This window comes from Methylophilus sp. Leaf408, from assembly GCF_916856905.1.
Classification (GTDB): Bacteria; Pseudomonadota; Gammaproteobacteria; order Burkholderiales; family Methylophilaceae; genus Methylophilus.
The window spans coordinates 1,399,196-1,415,838 of the sequence record NZ_CAKASK010000001.1 but is presented as its reverse complement, the minus strand read 5'-3'; the positions used below and the strand labels follow the sequence as shown (position 1 = coordinate 1,415,838).

At 50.4% G+C, this 16,643-nt stretch carries 19 protein-coding genes; 10 read left to right on the top strand and 9 right to left on the bottom strand.

The features are described from left to right. The first annotated feature begins 13 nt into the window (after positions 1–13). Positions 14–1,432, top strand: a complete 1,419-nt coding sequence (locus LPA26_RS06530) for an MFS transporter (RefSeq protein WP_055826290.1) — start codon at positions 14–16, stop codon at positions 1,430–1,432. Positions 1,433–1,455: 23 nt separating this feature from the next. On the opposite strand, the gene LPA26_RS06525 is transcribed toward LPA26_RS06530, so the two are convergent. From LPA26_RS06525 to LPA26_RS06510, 4 genes are read right to left on the bottom strand one after another with little or no spacing between them, the layout of a single operon-like run. Further along, complete coding sequence (locus tag LPA26_RS06525; RefSeq protein WP_229007739.1) at positions 1,456–1,923, bottom strand: GNAT family N-acetyltransferase; 468 nt, start codon at positions 1,921–1,923, stop codon at positions 1,456–1,458. Between the two features lie 56 nt (positions 1,924–1,979). Further along, complete coding sequence (locus LPA26_RS06520; RefSeq protein WP_055826285.1) at positions 1,980–2,762, bottom strand: ferredoxin--NADP reductase; 783 nt, start codon at positions 2,760–2,762, stop codon at positions 1,980–1,982. Positions 2,763–2,812: 50 nt separating this feature from the next. Beyond that, positions 2,813–3,742, bottom strand: a complete 930-nt coding sequence (locus LPA26_RS06515) for an electron transfer flavoprotein subunit alpha/FixB family protein (protein ID WP_229007738.1) — start codon at positions 3,740–3,742, stop codon at positions 2,813–2,815. Beyond that, a complete protein-coding gene (locus LPA26_RS06510) occupies positions 3,739–4,491 on the bottom strand; it encodes an electron transfer flavoprotein subunit beta/FixA family protein (RefSeq protein WP_229007737.1) in 753 nt (250 codons plus the stop codon). Before LPA26_RS06510 ends, LPA26_RS06515 begins: the two co-directional genes overlap by 4 nt. Before the next feature lie 150 nt (positions 4,492–4,641). On the opposite strand from LPA26_RS06510, the gene LPA26_RS06505 reads away from it, so the two are divergent. Both LPA26_RS06505 and LPA26_RS06500 read left to right on the top strand, forming a co-directional pair. Further along, positions 4,642–5,580: a LysR family transcriptional regulator gene (locus LPA26_RS06505; protein WP_055826279.1), complete on the top strand. Its 939-nt coding sequence runs from the start codon at positions 4,642–4,644 to the stop codon at positions 5,578–5,580. Between the two features lie 28 nt (positions 5,581–5,608). After that, complete coding sequence (locus tag LPA26_RS06500; RefSeq protein WP_229007736.1) at positions 5,609–7,255, top strand: electron transfer flavoprotein-ubiquinone oxidoreductase; 1,647 nt, start codon at positions 5,609–5,611, stop codon at positions 7,253–7,255. 999 nt (positions 7,256–8,254) lie between these two features. Here the strand turns inward: LPA26_RS06500 and ftsX are convergent. The 3 genes from ftsX to ftsY form a co-directional block, all read right to left on the bottom strand. Further along, positions 8,255–9,145 (bottom strand): permease-like cell division protein FtsX, encoded by an 891-nt coding sequence (gene ftsX / locus LPA26_RS06495; RefSeq protein WP_229007735.1) that lies wholly within the window; start codon positions 9,143–9,145, stop codon positions 8,255–8,257. Beyond that, complete coding sequence (ftsE, locus tag LPA26_RS06490) at positions 9,142–9,819, bottom strand: cell division ATP-binding protein FtsE (protein ID WP_055826274.1); 678 nt, start codon at positions 9,817–9,819, stop codon at positions 9,142–9,144. Before ftsE ends, ftsX begins: the two co-directional genes overlap by 4 nt. Positions 9,820–9,880: 61 nt before the next feature. Then, positions 9,881–10,864: a signal recognition particle-docking protein FtsY gene (gene ftsY / locus LPA26_RS06485; protein WP_229007734.1), complete on the bottom strand. Its 984-nt coding sequence runs from the start codon at positions 10,862–10,864 to the stop codon at positions 9,881–9,883. 176 nt (positions 10,865–11,040) lie between these two features. Here ftsY and LPA26_RS06480 point away from each other — a divergent pair, with 176 nt between their 5' ends. Both LPA26_RS06480 and LPA26_RS06475 read left to right on the top strand, forming a co-directional pair. After that, the gene (locus LPA26_RS06480; RefSeq protein ID WP_370634333.1) at positions 11,041–12,432 is read left to right on the top strand and encodes a M16 family metallopeptidase; all 1,392 of its coding nucleotides are present in this window, start codon (positions 11,041–11,043) and stop codon (positions 12,430–12,432) included. A gap of 62 nt (positions 12,433–12,494) precedes the next feature. Further along, the gene (locus LPA26_RS06475) at positions 12,495–13,805 is read left to right on the top strand and encodes a pitrilysin family protein (RefSeq protein ID WP_229007733.1); all 1,311 of its coding nucleotides are present in this window, start codon (positions 12,495–12,497) and stop codon (positions 13,803–13,805) included. A 59-nt stretch (positions 13,806–13,864) separates the two neighbouring features. On the opposite strand, the gene LPA26_RS06470 is transcribed toward LPA26_RS06475, so the two are convergent. Continuing rightward, positions 13,865–14,071 carry a PLDc N-terminal domain-containing protein gene (locus LPA26_RS06470; protein ID WP_055827312.1) on the bottom strand — a complete coding sequence of 69 codons (207 nt, stop codon included), beginning with the start codon at positions 14,069–14,071 and terminating at the stop codon, positions 13,865–13,867. Between the two features lie 123 nt (positions 14,072–14,194). Between LPA26_RS06470 and rsmD the strand changes: the two genes are divergently transcribed. From rsmD to LPA26_RS06445, 5 genes are read left to right on the top strand one after another with little or no spacing between them, the layout of a single operon-like run. Beyond that, positions 14,195–14,755, top strand: coding sequence for a 16S rRNA (guanine(966)-N(2))-methyltransferase RsmD (rsmD, locus tag LPA26_RS06465; protein WP_055826264.1), 561 nt, complete (start codon positions 14,195–14,197; stop codon positions 14,753–14,755). Positions 14,756–14,786: 31 nt separating this feature from the next. Continuing rightward, positions 14,787–15,272, top strand: a complete 486-nt coding sequence (coaD, locus tag LPA26_RS06460; protein ID WP_055826263.1) for a pantetheine-phosphate adenylyltransferase — start codon at positions 14,787–14,789, stop codon at positions 15,270–15,272. A gap of 7 nt (positions 15,273–15,279) precedes the next feature. Continuing rightward, positions 15,280–15,528, top strand: coding sequence for a YfhL family 4Fe-4S dicluster ferredoxin (locus tag LPA26_RS06455; protein ID WP_055826260.1), 249 nt, complete (start codon positions 15,280–15,282; stop codon positions 15,526–15,528). Between the two features lie 39 nt (positions 15,529–15,567). After that, complete coding sequence (gloA, locus tag LPA26_RS06450) at positions 15,568–15,975, top strand: lactoylglutathione lyase (RefSeq protein ID WP_055826258.1); 408 nt, start codon at positions 15,568–15,570, stop codon at positions 15,973–15,975. Beyond that, the gene (locus tag LPA26_RS06445) at positions 15,968–16,228 is read left to right on the top strand and encodes a hypothetical protein (RefSeq protein ID WP_055867755.1); all 261 of its coding nucleotides are present in this window, start codon (positions 15,968–15,970) and stop codon (positions 16,226–16,228) included. Before gloA ends, LPA26_RS06445 begins: the two co-directional genes overlap by 8 nt. A gap of 15 nt (positions 16,229–16,243) precedes the next feature. Here the strand turns inward: LPA26_RS06445 and LPA26_RS06440 are convergent, their stop codons facing one another. After that, a complete protein-coding gene (locus LPA26_RS06440; protein ID WP_229007732.1) occupies positions 16,244–16,468 on the bottom strand; it encodes a hypothetical protein in 225 nt (74 codons plus the stop codon). Positions 16,469–16,643: the final 175 nt, after the last annotated feature.

Below are 16,643 nucleotides of genomic sequence, written 5' to 3'. Positions count from 1 at the left end.
ACAGGCGAAATCTGTGAGATTGTTTAGACGAGTGCATTCTTATGATGCCTTAACGCAGCACTATGGTGAGCAGTATAAGTGGATGGTGTTATGCATCATTGGCCTGGGCACGATAGCCGGCGTGTTATGCACCTCCAGTTTCAATGTGGCGGTGCCAGCGTTAACGAGAACGTTCCACTTGGGGCAAGACCATGTGCAGTGGGCGATGACGGCCTTCCTGGCTGCCATGACCATTGCCATGTTGCCTGCTGCCTGGCTACTTGAGCGCTTTGGCCTGCGGCGAGTATTTATGGCAGCCTTATGGTTATTGATTGCCGCCAGTGTGGCAGGGTTTTATTCGCATACCTTTGTCCACGTTGTTATCGCACGCCTGGTGCAAGGCCTGGCAGCGGGCGTGTTGCAACCGCTGGGCATCATGGCATTAATGCGCTTATTCCCACCTAATATCCAGGGGCGCGCATCAGGCATCCTGATTGTCGGCATTGCTTTTACGCCTGCGATTGCACCTTCCATCAGCGGCTGGATGCTTGACCAATTTGGCTGGCAAGCTATTTTCCTGTTAGGTGTGCCGTTTGCATTCCTGGCGCTGATCGCCGCCCGCATCTGGTTGCCGGCGCCACGCAAAAGGGAGGTGCAACCATTTGACTGGTCAGGCCTGGGCTGGCTATCTGCCGCCTCCATAGGATTAATCGAGTTTGTATCCAGTTTGCATCATAGCGGCTTGATAGCATTCTGGACTTTGGGTTATGCCACATTGCTAGTCGTCTCCATGGCATGCTACATACGCCATGCGCGCAGGTTGCCGCACGCTATTATTCAATTGCACCTGTTCTCCAAACCAACTTTTAGCCGCGGTACTTTCGTGGCGTTTGCCTATGGCTTTGGTTTATTTGCCTCGACCTATTTGATACCGGTATTTTTACAAACAGCCTTGTCTTTTAGTGCCACTGACGCCGGGTTGTTGCTGCTCCCTTCCGGCATCGCGCTGGTGCTGACGATCCCGTTTGCCGGGCAAATGGCGGATAAATTGTCCCCCAGGCGCATCACGCTGGCAGGATTGTCTATATTTGGCGCCTCGTTTTTGGTGTTTGTCGTCGCGGCCGATACGGTGCAATACTGGGAAATTGTCGCCGCCACTGTGGTTGGCCGTATCGGCCTCGGTATGATCCTGCCCGCACTCAATCTTGCTACCTTGCACGAGATGGAGCCGCAAGATTTAGGGCAGTCTTCGGTGGTGGTCAGTTATGCCAGACAATTGGGTGGCGTGGTCGGTGTGACTATGATGGCAGTGTTTCTCGAATGGCGGCAGGAAATGTGCGGCGCAACCTCTGCCGGAACCTTCCAGGCATATGCGCAGGGTTTTTTGTTACTTTCCGTCGTGTTTGTGCTGGCGATTGTGGTTGCCATCGGCATGAAAGATGCCCGACGTTAATTCGCCCGATTCAACTCAGAAGTTTAAAGTATCAAGCGCCATGCCTGCATGCCGGACTGCTGAAAACTATGCTGTTGATAGAAGTGCTGGGCGGCTAGATTGTCGTGATCTGTGAGTAAGGTAATTCTAAGTATCTGCTCCGTCCGGGCAAAAGACAGGGCATAGCTCAGCAATTGCGAGCCTATACCTTTGCCACGATGTGTCGGGTTTACGACCATATCTTCCAGCAAGGCAACACGGCCACCCAATGCGGTGGAGATTGTAAACAGTAAACTTACCATGGCAATTACCTCACCCTGATATCGTGCCACTAGGATACGGCCGCTGTCCTGTTGCTCAAGGATAGCAGCCAGGCCTAGTTGCTGGGCGGCAGGGTCAGGTGTGAATTCTTGTTCCTGCGAAAACAGCAGGGTGAGCAGGGCGCTTAATGCCGGCAGATCAGAGAACTCAGCTGGCTCAAAAGAAATCGCAGTGTCAGATATCTTGCTCATACTATTGATATCTGGACACTGCGATCATATTGCTGTGTTAGTTTTTGTGAGTAGGCTTATTTTTCTACGAAAGCCTTCTCAATCACATAGTCACCCAGCTCGCCGATACGCGGTGAAACCTTGAACCCGCGTTTGTCCAGCATGGCTGCAGTGTCTACCAGCATGGCCGGGCTACCACAGATCATGGCGCGGTCAGTTTCCGGGTTTAGCGGTGGCAGGCCGATGTCTTCAAACAGCTTGCCGCTTTCCACCAGGTCAGTCAGGCGGCCCTGGTTTCTGAATGGTTCGCGTGTTACTGTCGGATAGTAAATCAGCTTGTTCTTCACTTCTTCACCAAAGAATTCGTTATTCGGCAAATCTTTGGTGATGAATTCTTCATAGGCCAGTTCATTTACATAACGTACGCCATGAATCAGGATGACTTTTTCAAAGCGGTCATATACTTCGATATCCTGGATCAGGCTCATGAAAGGCGCCAGGCCGGTTCCGGTAGAGAAGAAATACAGGTTTTTACCTGGTTTCAAATCATGCGTCACCAGTGTACCGGTCGGCTTGCGGCTCACCAGTAATGGGTCTCCCACTTTAAGGTGCTGCAGGCGTGAAGTCAGCGGGCCGTTAGGCACTTTAATACTGAAAAACTCCAGATGCTCTTCGTAATTAGGGCTGGCAATACTATAGGCGCGAGTCAGTGGCAGGCCGTCAACTTCCATGCCTATCATCACAAACTGGCCGTTTTCAAAACGCAAACCTGGGTCGCGCGTGGACTTAAAACTAAACAGGGTGTCGTTCCAGTGGTGAACGCTCAGGATCGTTTCGGTGGAATATTTTTTATTACTCATGTTTTATTTTTACTCGCGACTAGGCAAAGGGTTTGAATTTAAAGGCATTATTATAACGCAGCTGTCAACTGAGGCACGACTTCAAACAAGTCTGCCACCAGGCCGTAGTCTGCAATCTTGAAGATTTGTGCTTCCGGGTCCTGGTTAATAGCCACAACCACTTTGCTGTCCTTCATGCCGTACGCATGCTGGATGGCGCCGGAAATACCGACGGCGATATACAGTTCGGGGGCAACCACTACGCCGGTCTGTCCCACTTGTAAATCGTTGGGCGCATAACCGGCATCTACGGCTGCACGGCTGGCGCCAATGGCTGCATGCAGTTTATCCGCCAATGGCGCGATCACCTGGGCGAAAGCATCTGCACTACCTAGGGCGCGGCCACCGGAAACCACGACTTTGGCAGCAGTCAGGGCGGGGCGTTCGGATTTGTTAAATGCTTCAGATACCCAGCGGCTGCCTTGCGGGGCGGCTGGCGTTGCAATTGCTTTAATCTCTGCTGTAGCGCCAGACGGTGCAGCGGCAAATTTGCTACCGCGCACGGTTAACACTTGCGTCGCATCCTGGTTATGCACGGTTGCCAGTACGTTACCGGCATAAATGCCACGCACGTAAGTGTTACGATCCAGAATCTCCAGCACGTCGGACAGCATATTCACATCCAGCAAGGCAGCAACGCGAGGCAGCACATTTTTGCTAAAGGCACTGTGCGCAGCCAGCACTACGTTGTAATTAGCAGCCAGCGGCACGATGATATCAGCCAGGTGTTCGGCAGTCGGATGTTGCAAGGCCGCATCACTTGCGACCAATACGCTATTCACACCCTGTAAGGCGGCAATCTGTGAGGCCAAGGCATCTGGCTGGGCCCCGGCAATCAGCACATCTACCGATTGCTTCCAATGCTGCGCAGCAGTGATGGCACGCGCGAGCTGTTCATTCAAATGCTGGCCGTCGTGTTCGGCAATAATCAGTGTGCTCATCCCAAAATCCCCTCATGCGTACGCAATTTGCTCAGTAATTCATTCACATCTTTCACCATCACGCCAGCTGGGCGGGCAGGTGGTGTGGCAACTTTCAGTTGCTGCACATTGTGGCTGAGGGAGACATTCAGGGAGTCCAATGGTACGTTTTCCAGTGGTTTTTTTCTCGCCATCATCAGGTTAGGCAGTTTGACATAGCGTGGTTCGTTTAGGCGCAAGTCAGCAGTAATCACGGCTGGCAGGCTGACAGCCAGTGTTTGCGTACCGCCATCAATTTCACGGACTACAGTCGCCAGGCTACCTTCAATCGTGATTTGCGAAGCGTAAGTGGCTTGCGGCAATTTCAGCAAGGCTGCCAGCATCTGGCCAGTTTGGCCAGCATCATCATCAATGGCCTGTTTACCAAGTAAAATCAGGTTTGGCTGTTCGCGCTCTACTACCGCTTTCAATACTTTAGCCACACCCAGGGAATGCAAGGTTTCCTGTGTCTCAATCAGCATGGCGCGGTCTGCACCCATCGCCAGCGCGTGTCGCAATATATCCTGGTTGGCAGCGCCACCGATAGTCACTGCAACGATCTCGCTGACGATGCCTTTTTCTTTCAGGCGAATGGCTTCTTCAATCGCGTTTTCATCGAAAGGGTTGATGCCCATCTTGACGCCATCAATATCCACATTGGAACCGTCGGCTTTCACGCGGACTTGAATGTTATAATCAACGACCCTTTTGATCGCTACTAATGCTTTCATAAAACGTTGCTTTCTCTGAGATGTTCTTGCTCGTAGCCGAGCATTTTAAGCTAGCTTGTAATATTTATTAAATTGATTATTATAATAATATATATCTATTTTATAGATTGATATTGATGCGACGCAAATCTCGCATAATCCTTTTACTTAATGAAATACACCCTCAGGCAATTAGAGATTTTCGTCGCCATCAGCCGCGCTGGCAGCGTTTCCCGTGCCTGTGAGCAACTGGCCCTGTCTCAATCCGCTGCCAGCACCGCCTTGATCGAGCTGGAAAAACAATTTGAAATCCAGTTGTTTGACCGCGTCGGTAAAAGCCTGCGTATCAATGAATCCGGGCAACAATTACTGCCTAAAGCCGTCGAGTTGCTGGACCGCGCCCGCGAAATCGAACGCATGCTGCATGGCCAGCAAGGCTATGGGCATTTGAAAATAGGCGCTACACTCACCGTCGGCAATTACCTGGTCACCTTGCTGGTTGCCAAATTCCTGCAGCAATATCCCCAAAGCCACATCCAGCTACAAGTGCAAAATACCCGTACCATCGTTGAGCAAATTGCGAATCATACACTGGATTTGGGTATGATAGAGGGCGAGTGTAATCATCCGGATATTGCTGTAGCGCCCTGGATTGCCGATGAGCTGGTCATTTTTGCCGCACCTTCGCATCCTTTGGCCCTATTAGCGCAGACAGGTAAAACCATCTATAAGTCTGACTTGCTGTTGCAGCCGTGGATAGTGCGTGAAAAAGGCTCTGGTACGCGTGAGACATTTGACCGCGCATTCAGCCAGGATTATTCCAGGCTCAATATCACGCTGGAGCTGGAACATACCGAGGCCATCAAGCGTGCGGTGGAGTCTGGACTGGGCATAGGCTGTATTTCCAGGCTGGCACTTAAAGATGCATTCCGGCGCGGCAGCCTGGTGCCGATCGAAAACCATAGTTTGCAGTTTCACCGAAATTTTTATTTTTTATGGCATAGACAAAAATATCAAACTGGCGGTATACGCCAGTTCCTGGCCTTTTGCCAGGCGTTCACCCAAGGGGCGACGCGTAGCGATTTAATTGATATCCCGGCAATTGCCTAATGGCGGGAACCTGAATGTTGGAGGAAGCATGGAAAGAGATGTAATGGAATATGATGTACTGATTGTCGGGGCTGGCCCGGCAGGATTATCAGCCGCCATCCGTCTCAAGCAATTAGCCCAGACGCAAGGTCAGGAACTGAGTGTTTGTATTCTGGAAAAGGGTGCCGAAGTCGGCAGTCATATCTTCTCCGGCGCAGTGCTGGACCCCAGGGCCTTGCAGGAGCTATTGCCAGACTGGCAAGCTTTGGGCGCACCTTTGAATACGCCGGTGGATAAAGATACTTTTGTCGTGCTGGGTAAGGAAAAAGACTGGACATTGCCCGATTGGACTTTGCCGCCGCTGATGCGCAATCACGGCAACTATATTGTCAGCCTGGGTGAAGTTTGCCGCTGGCTGGCTACGCAAGCGGAAGAATTGGGTGTGGAAATCTACACAGGCTTTTCTGCACAAACGCCAAGTTATGATGACGCCGGCCGCATGGTAGGCGTGATTACCGGTGATATGGGCCTGGATAAACAAGGCAATCCCACTGGAAATTACACGCCTGGGATCGAGATCCGTGCCCAATATACCCTGGTGGCCGAAGGCACACGTGGCTCGCTGACCAAACAGCTTGAAGCACGTTATGGTTTACGCGCGGCTTCCAGTCCGGCCAAATACGGCTTGGGCTTCAAAGAAATCTGGCGCATCAAACCGGACCTGCATCAGAAAGGCCTGATTGAGCATACGTTAGGCTGGCCGCTGGATGCTAATACCGGTGGCGGTGGCTTTATCTATCATCATGGTGAAAACCAGGTGTCAGTCGGCTATGTGGTGCACCTGGATTACAGCAATCCGTACCTGTCTTTATTTGATATTTTCCAGACCTATAAAACCCACCCGAAACTGAAAGCATTGCTGGAAGGCGGGCAACGCATCAGTTACGGCGCACGTGCTATTTCAGAAGGCGGCATACAGGCATTGCCAGAGTTGGCATTTCCCGGTGGTGCATTGCTGGGATGCAGCGCTGGCTTGGTAAATGTGCCCAAGATCAAAGGTAGCCACTACGCAATGAAATCCGGCATGCTGGCGGCAGAATCGGTGTTTGATGCCATTCAGCATGGAGCACCGGAAATATTGACCAGTTATCCTCAAAAGCTGCGGGCATCGTGGGTATGGCAGGATTTAACTGCTGTGCGCAACGTGAAACCTTACTTGTCGCGTTGGGGCACGTGGATAGGCACAGTTCTAGGTGGTGCGGAAATGTGGTTGTCCGACTTTAGTATTACTTTGCCCTGGACTTTGAAACACACCACTGCTGATCATTCCACGCTGGATGAAGCCAAAAATAGTCGGCAGCCAGAGTATGCCAAGCCAGATGGCGTACTGACTTTTGATAAGCTGAGCTCGGTTAGCCTGTGCAATATCGGGCATGATGACCAGCAGCCATGCCATTTGAAACTGACGGTGAAAGATATTCCAGAACGGGTTAATCTGCCGAAGTATGCCGGCCCGGAACAGCGGTATTGCCCGGCTGGGGTGTATGAGTTTATCGAGCAGGAAGGGGCGCAAGTGTTGCAGATTAATGCGCAAAACTGCATTCATTGCAAGACGTGCGATATCAAGGACCCGACGCAGAATATTACCTGGGTACCGCCGGAGGGGGGGAGTGGGCCAAATTACGTTTCGCAGTGATCAGATCACTTGCTTAACGGTTGGCTTATGCAGAAGCCAGCGTACCTGCAAAAATCGTCATTCCGGCGGAGGCTGGAATTTAGACAGTGTTCATGTTTAGCTTTCTTGCATCTGCTGTGACGTTCTAATCAGTAACTCTTTGGATGGTTGGTGCTGTGTTTCGGCATTTTCTTTCGCCTCTAGGCGAGTGCCTTTTCTTTGCGTGCCAAAAGAAGGGCACCCTAGCTTCGGCTTGTTTCCTGCGTTGCTCGAACTAGGACTTTCGTCCGTTGCTTTGCCGGACTTAGGTATAAGCGGTCGCGAAACTCGCCCTGACAAGCCACACACTTCGTGGCTTGTTGCGGAGCTCAGACAGTCGCTCCCTTACTCCTTATTTTGACTCCGCTACTCGGCGCGTCAGATAGGGAACCCTGAAAGACACTACGCAGTTATTTGGGTAAGTTTCCTAACATTGCATCCCGCTCGACTAGCGTAAGAAAACAAATCAGAAGCAAAGCAGAAAGATAGTTGGCGGGTTAGTCTTAAATTACACAGGTGCTTAGCGCCCTCAATCCCAACCCGTTTAACTAACGTTCCATCGTGATGGTTTTAAACGGGCCCCTATCTCACGCGCCGAGTAGCGCAGTCAGCGTGGGAGAGGTCGGCCAGCGGCTGTTTGAGTTCCGCGGTGGCTTGCGTTCTTTGCAAGCCGCTAGGGCGAGTTTTGTTGGACGCCCACGTTGACGAGCAACGCAGGGAAAAAGCGGAAGCTAGGGTGCATTTCTTTTGATTACATTTTCTTTGGGCAAGCAAAGAAAAGTAACTCGCTGGGAAGCGAAAAGGAAATGGTGTTAATCTTAAGAAATACCGATTAGACCTTCACAGAAAGCGAAGCATTCGCTCTTTATTAGATTAAAGCTATATCAACACTAACTGGGTTTCGGCCAACGCCTGAATGACTAACTATTGTTGAACACGCGCGGGACCAAGCATCAGGCAGCCTTCTTGCATGCAGGTGGCTTACCGCTTCTGTGTCAACGCAATAAACGCCGCGATCCAGCCTATCAACGTCGAAGCCAATAAAATCAACCCGCCAATATTCACCAGATGAAACACCAACTGAAAATTACTCTGGTAATTATTCGCCAGTAGTTGCACTGGCTGTTTGAGGTTCCAGACAATCGCAAACAACAAGCCAACCGCAATCAGACCACCACCCAAGCCATACACACTACCCATATATAAAAACGGGCGGCGGATAAAACTGTGTGTCGCGCCAATTAACCGGCTCACTTCAATCTCGGCTTCATGTGTCAGCACCTGCATACGTACCGTATTGCTGATGACTGTGATCATGGCGATCCCCAGCAGGCTGGCAAAGATCAGCGCAATGCGTTTACCAAGCACCAGCATGGAATTCAGGCGTTCCATCCAGACGCTATCGATGACTAGTTCTTCCACTTCTGCCCGTGTTTGCAGGATATCCTGCACCGATTTGGCTGTAATCGGATTTGTGTCGGCCAAGGTGATAAACAAAGCATCCGGTAACGGGTTCTGCGGCAAATCTGCAAGCAGGTCTTTTTGCAGGAATTGTTCCCCCAGCTGTTTTATCGCGTCTTCCTTGGGGACAAAGCGTACTTCTTTTACCTGGGGTAATTCCTGCACATCATTAATTAAACGCTGTATGACATTGCCGTTCAGCGCAGGTTTGAGGAATGCACTCATCTGCGCGTCCTGCTTGATGGAGCGCGAGGCGTCTTGCAGATTGTCCACGCCGACGAACAACAAGCCTGGCAAGGTGACAGTAATACCGATCACCAGGCAAATGGTCAGGGTGTTCAGCCAGTGCGACTTCAGCCTCTGCATAACCAATTTAATCGCAAGCGTATGTTGATTGAGCCAGTTTTTCATAGCATACCCACCTGGGCTGGCATCGCCGTGATTGTCTGCTGGTCTATATGCAAGGTTCTATAGGCGATGGTGCTCACTTGCGCCACATCATGCATGGCGATGACAACGGTGACCCCTACATCATTAAAGGCTTTCAGCAGTTGCATGATTTCCAGCGAAGCCACTCTATCCAGGCCGCCAGTAGGTTCATCGGCAATAACGATTGAGGGACGGCTCACTACCGCCCGTGCAATGGCCAGCCGCTGTTGTTCGCCACCAGACAAGGTGATAGGCATGGCTTTTTCTTTGTTTAGCAAGCCTACTTTGTCCAAGGCAGCACGCACACGGCGGGCAGCTTCTTCGCCGGTAATGCCCTGTATGCTCAGCGGCAGAGCGACATTTTCAAAGCTGTTACGGTCATAAAGTAGTTTGTGATCCTGGAACACCAGCCCAAAACGGCGGCGCAGGTAGGGAATGGCGTTTTGATGCAACTGGCTGATATCCTGTTCGTTGATCAGGATATGGCCGCCGGAGGGCGCTTCTATGCCTGCCATCAGTTTGAGCAGGGTGCTTTTCCCGGCGCCGGACTGGCCGGTGATCAGCACAAAGTCACCTTTTTCTATGTTGAAACTGACCTGGCGGAACAGGTGCGCGCTATTCGGGTAACGCATGCTGACGTTGTTAAATGCAATCATGTTTTTGATAATCTGGTTTTAACATTCTGGTTTAACAATGGATAGTTAAAGAGTGTCACGTCTAATCAATCAGGGCATCAATAAAGTCATTGGCGTCAAAGGGACGCAAGTCATCAATACTTTCGCCGACACCGATAAAACGTACGGGAGTGCTATGTGCAGATTGCTGGCTCAAATGCGCAATCGCTGCGATCACACCGCCTTTGGCAGTGCCGTCCAGTTTGGTTAGTGCCAGACCGGTGACGCCAAGCGCATCGTTAAAAGCTTTCAACTGGTTAACCGCGTTCTGGCCTGTGTTGGCATCCAGCACCAGCAGGATTTCATGCGGTGCCCCTGGTAATGCCTTGTCAATCACGCGCTGGACTTTCTTGATCTCATCCATCAGGTACAACTGTGTCGGTAAACGGCCGGCGGTGTCGGCAATCACCACATCTATTTTCCTGGCAATAGCCGAGTTGACTGCATCGTAAATCACTGCGGCAGGGTCGCCACTTTCCGAGGCAATCACATGTACATCGTTACGCTCTCCCCATACCTGCAATTGTTCACGTGCTGCAGCACGAAAAGTATCACCAGCGGCGATCAATACGCTGTGCCCTTGTGCCTGCAGGTATTTTGCCAGTTTGCCTATGGTGGTGGTTTTACCGGCACCATTGACGCCGACCATCATCATCACATAAGGCTGGTGGCCGCTGACATCCAGCGGCACTTGCAACGGAGAGAGCAGGTCAGAAAGCGTTTCTTTCAGCGCCTGCTTTAATGCAATGGTGTCTTGTAATTCTTGCCGTTTGACGCGGGCGCGTAGCTGCTCTAGCAAATGCTGTGTGGCATTGATACCGACATCCGAGGTCAACAGGATAGTTTCCAGTTCCTCATAAATGTCTTCATCTATCTTGCCGCCACCGAACAAGGCGCTTAGTTGACCGCCCAGCTGCTGGCGGGTTTTCGCCAGGCCATTTTTGAGGCGTTGTGCCCAGCTCAGGCTGGTAGTTTCTTCAGGAGGAGGGGCGGAAGACTCGGTTTTTTTGGCAAAGGGATTGAACATGGCAGCTTAAAACTCGGTAATATGGTTATTTTATGCCGAATCGCGCTTTACCGCCACGGCAAAGGCGTTCTGGAATATATGTGTTGTACAGATAACGTTATAGTCTGGCGAACTTAGTAGTCAAGCATTCGGTCACACCTCTGCTTTTAAAACCTGTTTCTATAGTGATTTCATCCATGAAAAAAAGTTTTCCCATGCGTCACCAGGCAATCTTGATTCTGGCTACGTTATTAAGTGCCAGTCACTTGCAAGCGGCCGAAATTGTGCAAACCACCTTGAAAAATGGCCTCAAGGTTATTGTGCAGGAAGACCACCGGGCGCCGGTGGTGGTTTCACAAGTATGGTACCGCGCCGGCTCGCTGGACGAGGTCAATGGCAAAACAGGGGTTGCCCATGTGCTGGAACACATGATGTTCAAGGGCACGAAAAAAGTCCCGGCCGGACAGTTTTCACGACAGGTGGCAGCCGCAGGCGGTAAGGAAAATGCGTTTACCAGCAAGGATTACACCTGTTATTTCCAGCAGCTGGAAAAATCAAAACTGCCATTATCCTTCAAGCTGGAAGCTGATCGTATGGCCAATCTGCAGATTACCGATGCCGAATTTGCCAAGGAAATTGAAGTGGTCAAGGAGGAGCGTCGCTGGCGTACAGAAGATAAACCTCAGTCGCGTGTCAATGAACAGTTTGAAGCATCATCTTATCGTGCGCATCCTTATGGCCGCCCGGTGGTGGGGTTTATGAACGACCTCGACAACATGACGGCACAAGATGCTCGTGACTGGTACAACACCTGGTACACACCCAACAATGTCACCGTCGTGGTGGTCGGGGATGTCAATGCCAAAGAAGTATTCAAGCTGGCGCAAGACACGTTCGGCAAGCTGGCGGCCAAACCGTTGCCTGTGCGTAAACCCCAGGTGGAACCCGCACAGCTGGGTGAGCGGCGTGCGATTGTCAAGGCACCGGCCAAGTTACCTTATTTTACGATGGGCTTTCACGCGCCAGCCATGAAAAACGGGTCTGCTTACAATGAGCAGGATTGGGAGCCGTATGCGCTTGAAGTGCTATCCAGTATTTTAAGTGGCAATGATGCATCGCGACTCAACCAGAAACTGGTCCGTGAGCAGGCGATTGCGCTGGATGTAGATAGTGGTTATGACGGTACCAACCGTGGCCAGGAGTCGATGTTTGAGATTGCTGCTTCACCCAGTGAAGGCGTCGCGCTGGAGGCACTACAAAAAGCCATTTGGGAGCTGGTGGAAGAAGTGAAAAACAAGGGTGTTACGGCTGCCGAGTTGCACAGGGTAAAAGCCGCCGTGATTGCCGCAGATGTCTATAAACGGGATTCGATGTTTTACCAGGCGATGCAGATCGGCCAACTGGAAACCATGGGTTATCCATTGAGCCTGCTGGAAAAAAACGCAGCACGCGTACAGGCAGTGACTTCCGAACAGGTGCAGGCGGTAGCCAGGAAATACCTAGTCCCGGACCAGATGACCCTGGTTACGCTGGATCCGCAACCGATGGATCCGAATGCCAAACCGGCCGGGCGACCACACCAGCATTAAAGCTGGCAATAAATTTAAATCCGTAACGGAAATCGCGTTACACACGTTGTGTAGGACACAGAATGAAAGCTTTTAAGTATTTAAAAATCACGCTGCTGGCATTGTTGCTGCAAAGCCATGCCATCAATGTGCTGGCTGGTTTGAACATTCAGCACTGGACCACCGCACAGGGCAGTGAGGTCTATTTTGTTGAAAACCATGCTTTGCCTATGATGGATATCAGTGTCAATTTCCCGGCAGGCAGCGCGCACGATTCACCGGAAACTTCAGGCGCTGCGGGAGTGACGCAACACCTGATGGCACTCGTCGCTGGCGGGCTGGATGAAGAAACCCTGACCAACCGTTTTGCCGATATTGGCGCTGTGCTTGGTGGTAACTTTGATGCGGACCGTGCCGGATTCAAGTTACGTACACTGACCAGTGAGCAAGCCGGTGCGCTGGAAGCCTTTAGTTTTGTGTTGCACAAACCCGATTTTCCCGAGGCGGTATTGAAGCGTGAACAGGCGCGCATTGTCGCTGGCTTGCAGGAAGCCGAAACCGAGCCTGACAGCATCGCGCAAAAAGCGTTTATGCGCTCGCTTTATGGCACACATCCTTACAGTCTCGACCAGAGCGGTGAAATCGATACCGTACAATCCTTAACCGTCTCGCATTTACGCCAGTTTTATGAGACACATTACACTGCCAAGTCAGCAGTAATTTCACTGATAGGCGATTTAACGTCGGCACAGGCCAAACGGATTGCCGAGCGCCTGAGTGCAGGCTTGCCGCAAGGCCCGGCGGTGGCAGCGGTGCCGCCAGTACCACCGCTGAAAACTGCCAGCGTGAAAAAGTTACCGCATCCTGCCTTGCAGGCGCATATTCTTTTGGGCCAGCCCGGTAACAAGCGCGGTGATGCAGATTTCTTCCCGCTATATGTCGGTAATTATATTTTAGGGGGTGGCGGTTTTGTTTCACGGCTGACCGAAGAAGTACGTGAAAAACGCGGCCTGGCGTACAGCGTTTATAGCTATTTTCTACCGATGGCAGAGTTAGGCCCGTTCCAGATCGGCTTGCAAACCAAGAAAGAGCAGGCGGAAGAAGGATTGCAGCTGGTCAAGCAAACCGTACAGCAGTTTATTGATAAAGGTGTGACCGAAAAAGAACTGCAGGCAGCCAAGGATAACCTGATCGGTGGTTTCCCGTTACGTATCGACAGCAATGGCAAGATTCTGGAGTATTTGAATATTATTGGCTTCTACAAATTGCCGTTGGACTATCTGGACAGTTTTAATGATCGCGTTGCGCAAGTGACTGTGCAGCAAGTGAATGATGCCTTTAAACGGCGCTTGCATCCGGAGAATTTTGCTACCGTGATTGTTGGATCCGAGTAAGCTGAGTGAAAAAGGAAAGCCGACAAATTGTCGGCTTTTTTGATAATGGTTTGATTGTTTTAAAGTACTGAGCCCTTACGTTTTTTGCGTGCCAGGAAGTAATATAAAACGGCGCCCACCAGATTAAGGAAGAAAATCACCAGGAACCAGACCAGTTTGTCTTCTTTCTGATCGGCAAGGCAATCAACCAGCATCCATACCCAAAACAATGTTAGCGCTAACCCTATCAAGCTGCCTAGCAGACCAAATCCAAATAAAAATTCCATGTGATTTCCTTTATTAATTGCTGTGAATAATAGCACGATCCGTTTTATGGGTTAAACGCGATGCCTTCTGTATGCATCCCCTTTATAATGCTGACCTGGTCGCTAATGAATTGAGTAGTATTCATGAATCAAGTTCGTCTAAATGCAGGGGTCTGGCGTAGTCGGGTATTAAAATTTCCCGATGCTGAGGGCTTGCGTCCTACCTCTGATCGCGTGCGTCAAACCTTGTTTAACTGGCTGGGGCAAGAGTTGACAGGAAAAACCTGCCTGGATTTATTTGCCGGCACCGGCGCGCTAGGGTTTGAAGCGCTATCTCGCAATGCAAGCAAAGTCACCATGCTGGAACTCGCCAAAGCGCCATTCCAGGCCTTGGTGCAGAATCAGCAATTGCTGGATGCGACAAAAGCCGATATCCGCCAGGCTGATGCGCTAAAGTTCCTGGCGCAAAACACGCAACGATACGATGTTATTTTTTGCGATCCGCCGTATCATAAACAATGGCTGGATAAATTGCTGCCACACTTAGCTGCCCATTTGTCCAATGACGGCTGGCTGTATGTAGAAGCCGAATATGCGTTAAAATCTGATTCTGACTGGCAAGTGGTCAAGTCTGGCAAGGCAGGGCAAGTCTATTACCATCTGCTGCAGCCAGCAATCACGCCAGCGACAGCAACAGCTGTCTAAGCGTGCGCATGACTTTCGGGAATATCAGTGAATGAGCAAAACCAGAATTGCAGTCTATCCGGGTACTTTTGACCCGATTACCATGGGGCATGAAGATATTGTGCGCCGTGCTGCCAACCTCTTTGACGATGTCATCGTGGCCGTGGCTGGCAGTACCAGCAAACAAACCCTGTTCAGCCTGCAAGAGCGTGTGGCATTGGCGCAATCGGTATTTGCTGGCGAGAACATCAAGGTGGTGGGTTTTGATGGCCTGTTAATGCAATTTGTACAATCACAGGGCGCGCAAATGGTGATTCGTGGCTTGCGAGCAGCGAGCGATTTTGAATACGAATTCCAGCTCGCAGGCATGAACCGCAAGCTGTACCCAAAACTGGAAACCTTGTTTATGACGCCGGCAGAAGAGTATATGTTTATTTCATCCAGCCTTGTGCGAGAAGTTGCCCGTCTGGGCGGTGATGTAAACCAGTTTGTTTCTCCTGGCGTTGAAGCGGCTATCAAACAAAAGCTGGCGGCTTAATCTACGTATGTCTTTATTTATTACTGATGAATGCATTAATTGCGATGTGTGCGAGCCCGTGTGCCCTAATGAAGCCATATCGCAAGGCGAAGAGATTTATGAAATCAATCCCGACCTGTGCACGCAATGCGTAGGACATTTTGAAGAGCCGCAATGCCAGCAGGTATGCCCGATCAGTTGTATTCCGCTAGACCCGGACCGACCGGAAACACAGGAACAGTTAATGGAAAAGTACTTGCGCATTACCAGTGTGTAAGTATCAATATTGAGAGCAGTAATAATATAAGGGGTAATGATGCGAATTTTACATACCATGTTGCGCGTTGGCGATTTACAACGTTCTATCGATTTTTACACCGGCGTGTTGGGTATGAAATTAATTCGTACCCAGGATTACCCGGATGGCGAATTCACGCTGGCATTTGTCGGTTATGGCAACGAATACAACAATACGGTGCTGGAATTGACCTACAACTATGGCAAATCTAGTTACGATATGGGTGCAGCCTATGGCCATATGGCGATTGAAGTGGATGATGCCTACCAGGCCTGTGAACAGGTGAAAGCCCAGGGTGGCAAGGTGATACGTGAAGCCGGGCCGATGAAACACGGCACGATTATAATTGCGTTTATTGAAGACCCGGACGGCTATAAGATCGAATTTATCCAGAAGGGGACTATCGAGTATCCGCAGCATGTCTAACCAAGCGCATTTGCTTGAGGCCGTGGAACTGGCGCAGGTCAGTGACTGGGATGCTGCGCACAAGATTGCGCAGGATTACAGTGACTCCACGGCAAACTGGATACATGCGGTGTTGCATAAAGTCGAAGGGGATACCTGGAATAGTAAATACTGGTATGCGAAAACCGATGGCCGCAAGTATGAGGATTATGCAGATGATGTACAAAGTGAACTGGAGGCCATCAGGCAGTTATTGGCTTCTAACCTGAAGTAATACCAGGATTGTTAACTAAGTTTCAGATTCTACAGCGTGACGATGGGTCACAAAAATTCCCCATAGCGATTGCACAAAAAGACCTATCACTGTGCCTGAAAAAAACAGCATCACAACTGCAATCACACTCATGAACAACAAAAAACCATCCTGAACCCACGCGCCTTGCGGGGCCATGGATTGCCAGATACTCAGCAATTGTTGTATCAATCGATTTTCATCCATCTGTTTTATATCCATCAAATATGACCATGATGCGTTATATAGTTCATTGTATTGCACATTCATTGCAATAAAGGTGCTCAATCCCTGCTTGTAACCCTGAGCCTATTTAATGTGGGCCAAATCGGTGCACTTTTTAAATTCAGTTAAAAAAATCCGTAGCATGATTTTTTTAAGCTTATGATTTTTAAGT

Bases quoted from the DNA above. Each gene is read 5' to 3' on its own strand.
- LPA26_RS06525 (WP_229007739.1), bottom strand. From the start codon at position 1,923: ATGAGCAAGATATCTGACACTGCGATTTCTTTTGAGCCAGCTGAGTTC.
- LPA26_RS06520 (WP_055826285.1), bottom strand. From the start codon at position 2,762: ATGAGTAATAAAAAATATTCCACCGAAACGATCCTGAGCGTTCACCAC.
- LPA26_RS06515 (WP_229007738.1), bottom strand. From the start codon at position 3,742: ATGAGCACACTGATTATTGCCGAACACGACGGCCAGCATTTGAATGAA.
- LPA26_RS06510 (WP_229007737.1), bottom strand. From the start codon at position 4,491: ATGAAAGCATTAGTAGCGATCAAAAGGGTCGTTGATTATAACATTCAA.
- LPA26_RS06505 (WP_055826279.1), top strand. From the start codon at position 4,642: ATGAAATACACCCTCAGGCAATTAGAGATTTTCGTCGCCATCAGCCGC.
- LPA26_RS06500 (WP_229007736.1), top strand. From the start codon at position 5,609: ATGGAAAGAGATGTAATGGAATATGATGTACTGATTGTCGGGGCTGGC.
- ftsX (WP_229007735.1), bottom strand. From the start codon at position 9,145: ATGAAAAACTGGCTCAATCAACATACGCTTGCGATTAAATTGGTTATG.
- ftsE (WP_055826274.1), bottom strand. From the start codon at position 9,819: ATGATTGCATTTAACAACGTCAGCATGCGTTACCCGAATAGCGCGCAC.
- ftsY (WP_229007734.1), bottom strand. From the start codon at position 10,864: ATGTTCAATCCCTTTGCCAAAAAAACCGAGTCTTCCGCCCCTCCTCCT.
- LPA26_RS06480 (WP_370634333.1), top strand. From the start codon at position 11,041: ATGAAAAAAAGTTTTCCCATGCGTCACCAGGCAATCTTGATTCTGGCT.
- LPA26_RS06475 (WP_229007733.1), top strand. From the start codon at position 12,495: ATGAAAGCTTTTAAGTATTTAAAAATCACGCTGCTGGCATTGTTGCTG.
- LPA26_RS06470 (WP_055827312.1), bottom strand. From the start codon at position 14,071: ATGGAATTTTTATTTGGATTTGGTCTGCTAGGCAGCTTGATAGGGTTA.
- rsmD (WP_055826264.1), top strand. From the start codon at position 14,195: ATGAATCAAGTTCGTCTAAATGCAGGGGTCTGGCGTAGTCGGGTATTA.
- coaD (WP_055826263.1), top strand. From the start codon at position 14,787: ATGAGCAAAACCAGAATTGCAGTCTATCCGGGTACTTTTGACCCGATT.
- LPA26_RS06455 (WP_055826260.1), top strand. From the start codon at position 15,280: ATGTCTTTATTTATTACTGATGAATGCATTAATTGCGATGTGTGCGAG.
- gloA (WP_055826258.1), top strand. From the start codon at position 15,568: ATGCGAATTTTACATACCATGTTGCGCGTTGGCGATTTACAACGTTCT.
- LPA26_RS06445 (WP_055867755.1), top strand. From the start codon at position 15,968: ATGTCTAACCAAGCGCATTTGCTTGAGGCCGTGGAACTGGCGCAGGTC.
- LPA26_RS06440 (WP_229007732.1), bottom strand. From the start codon at position 16,468: ATGGATATAAAACAGATGGATGAAAATCGATTGATACAACAATTGCTG.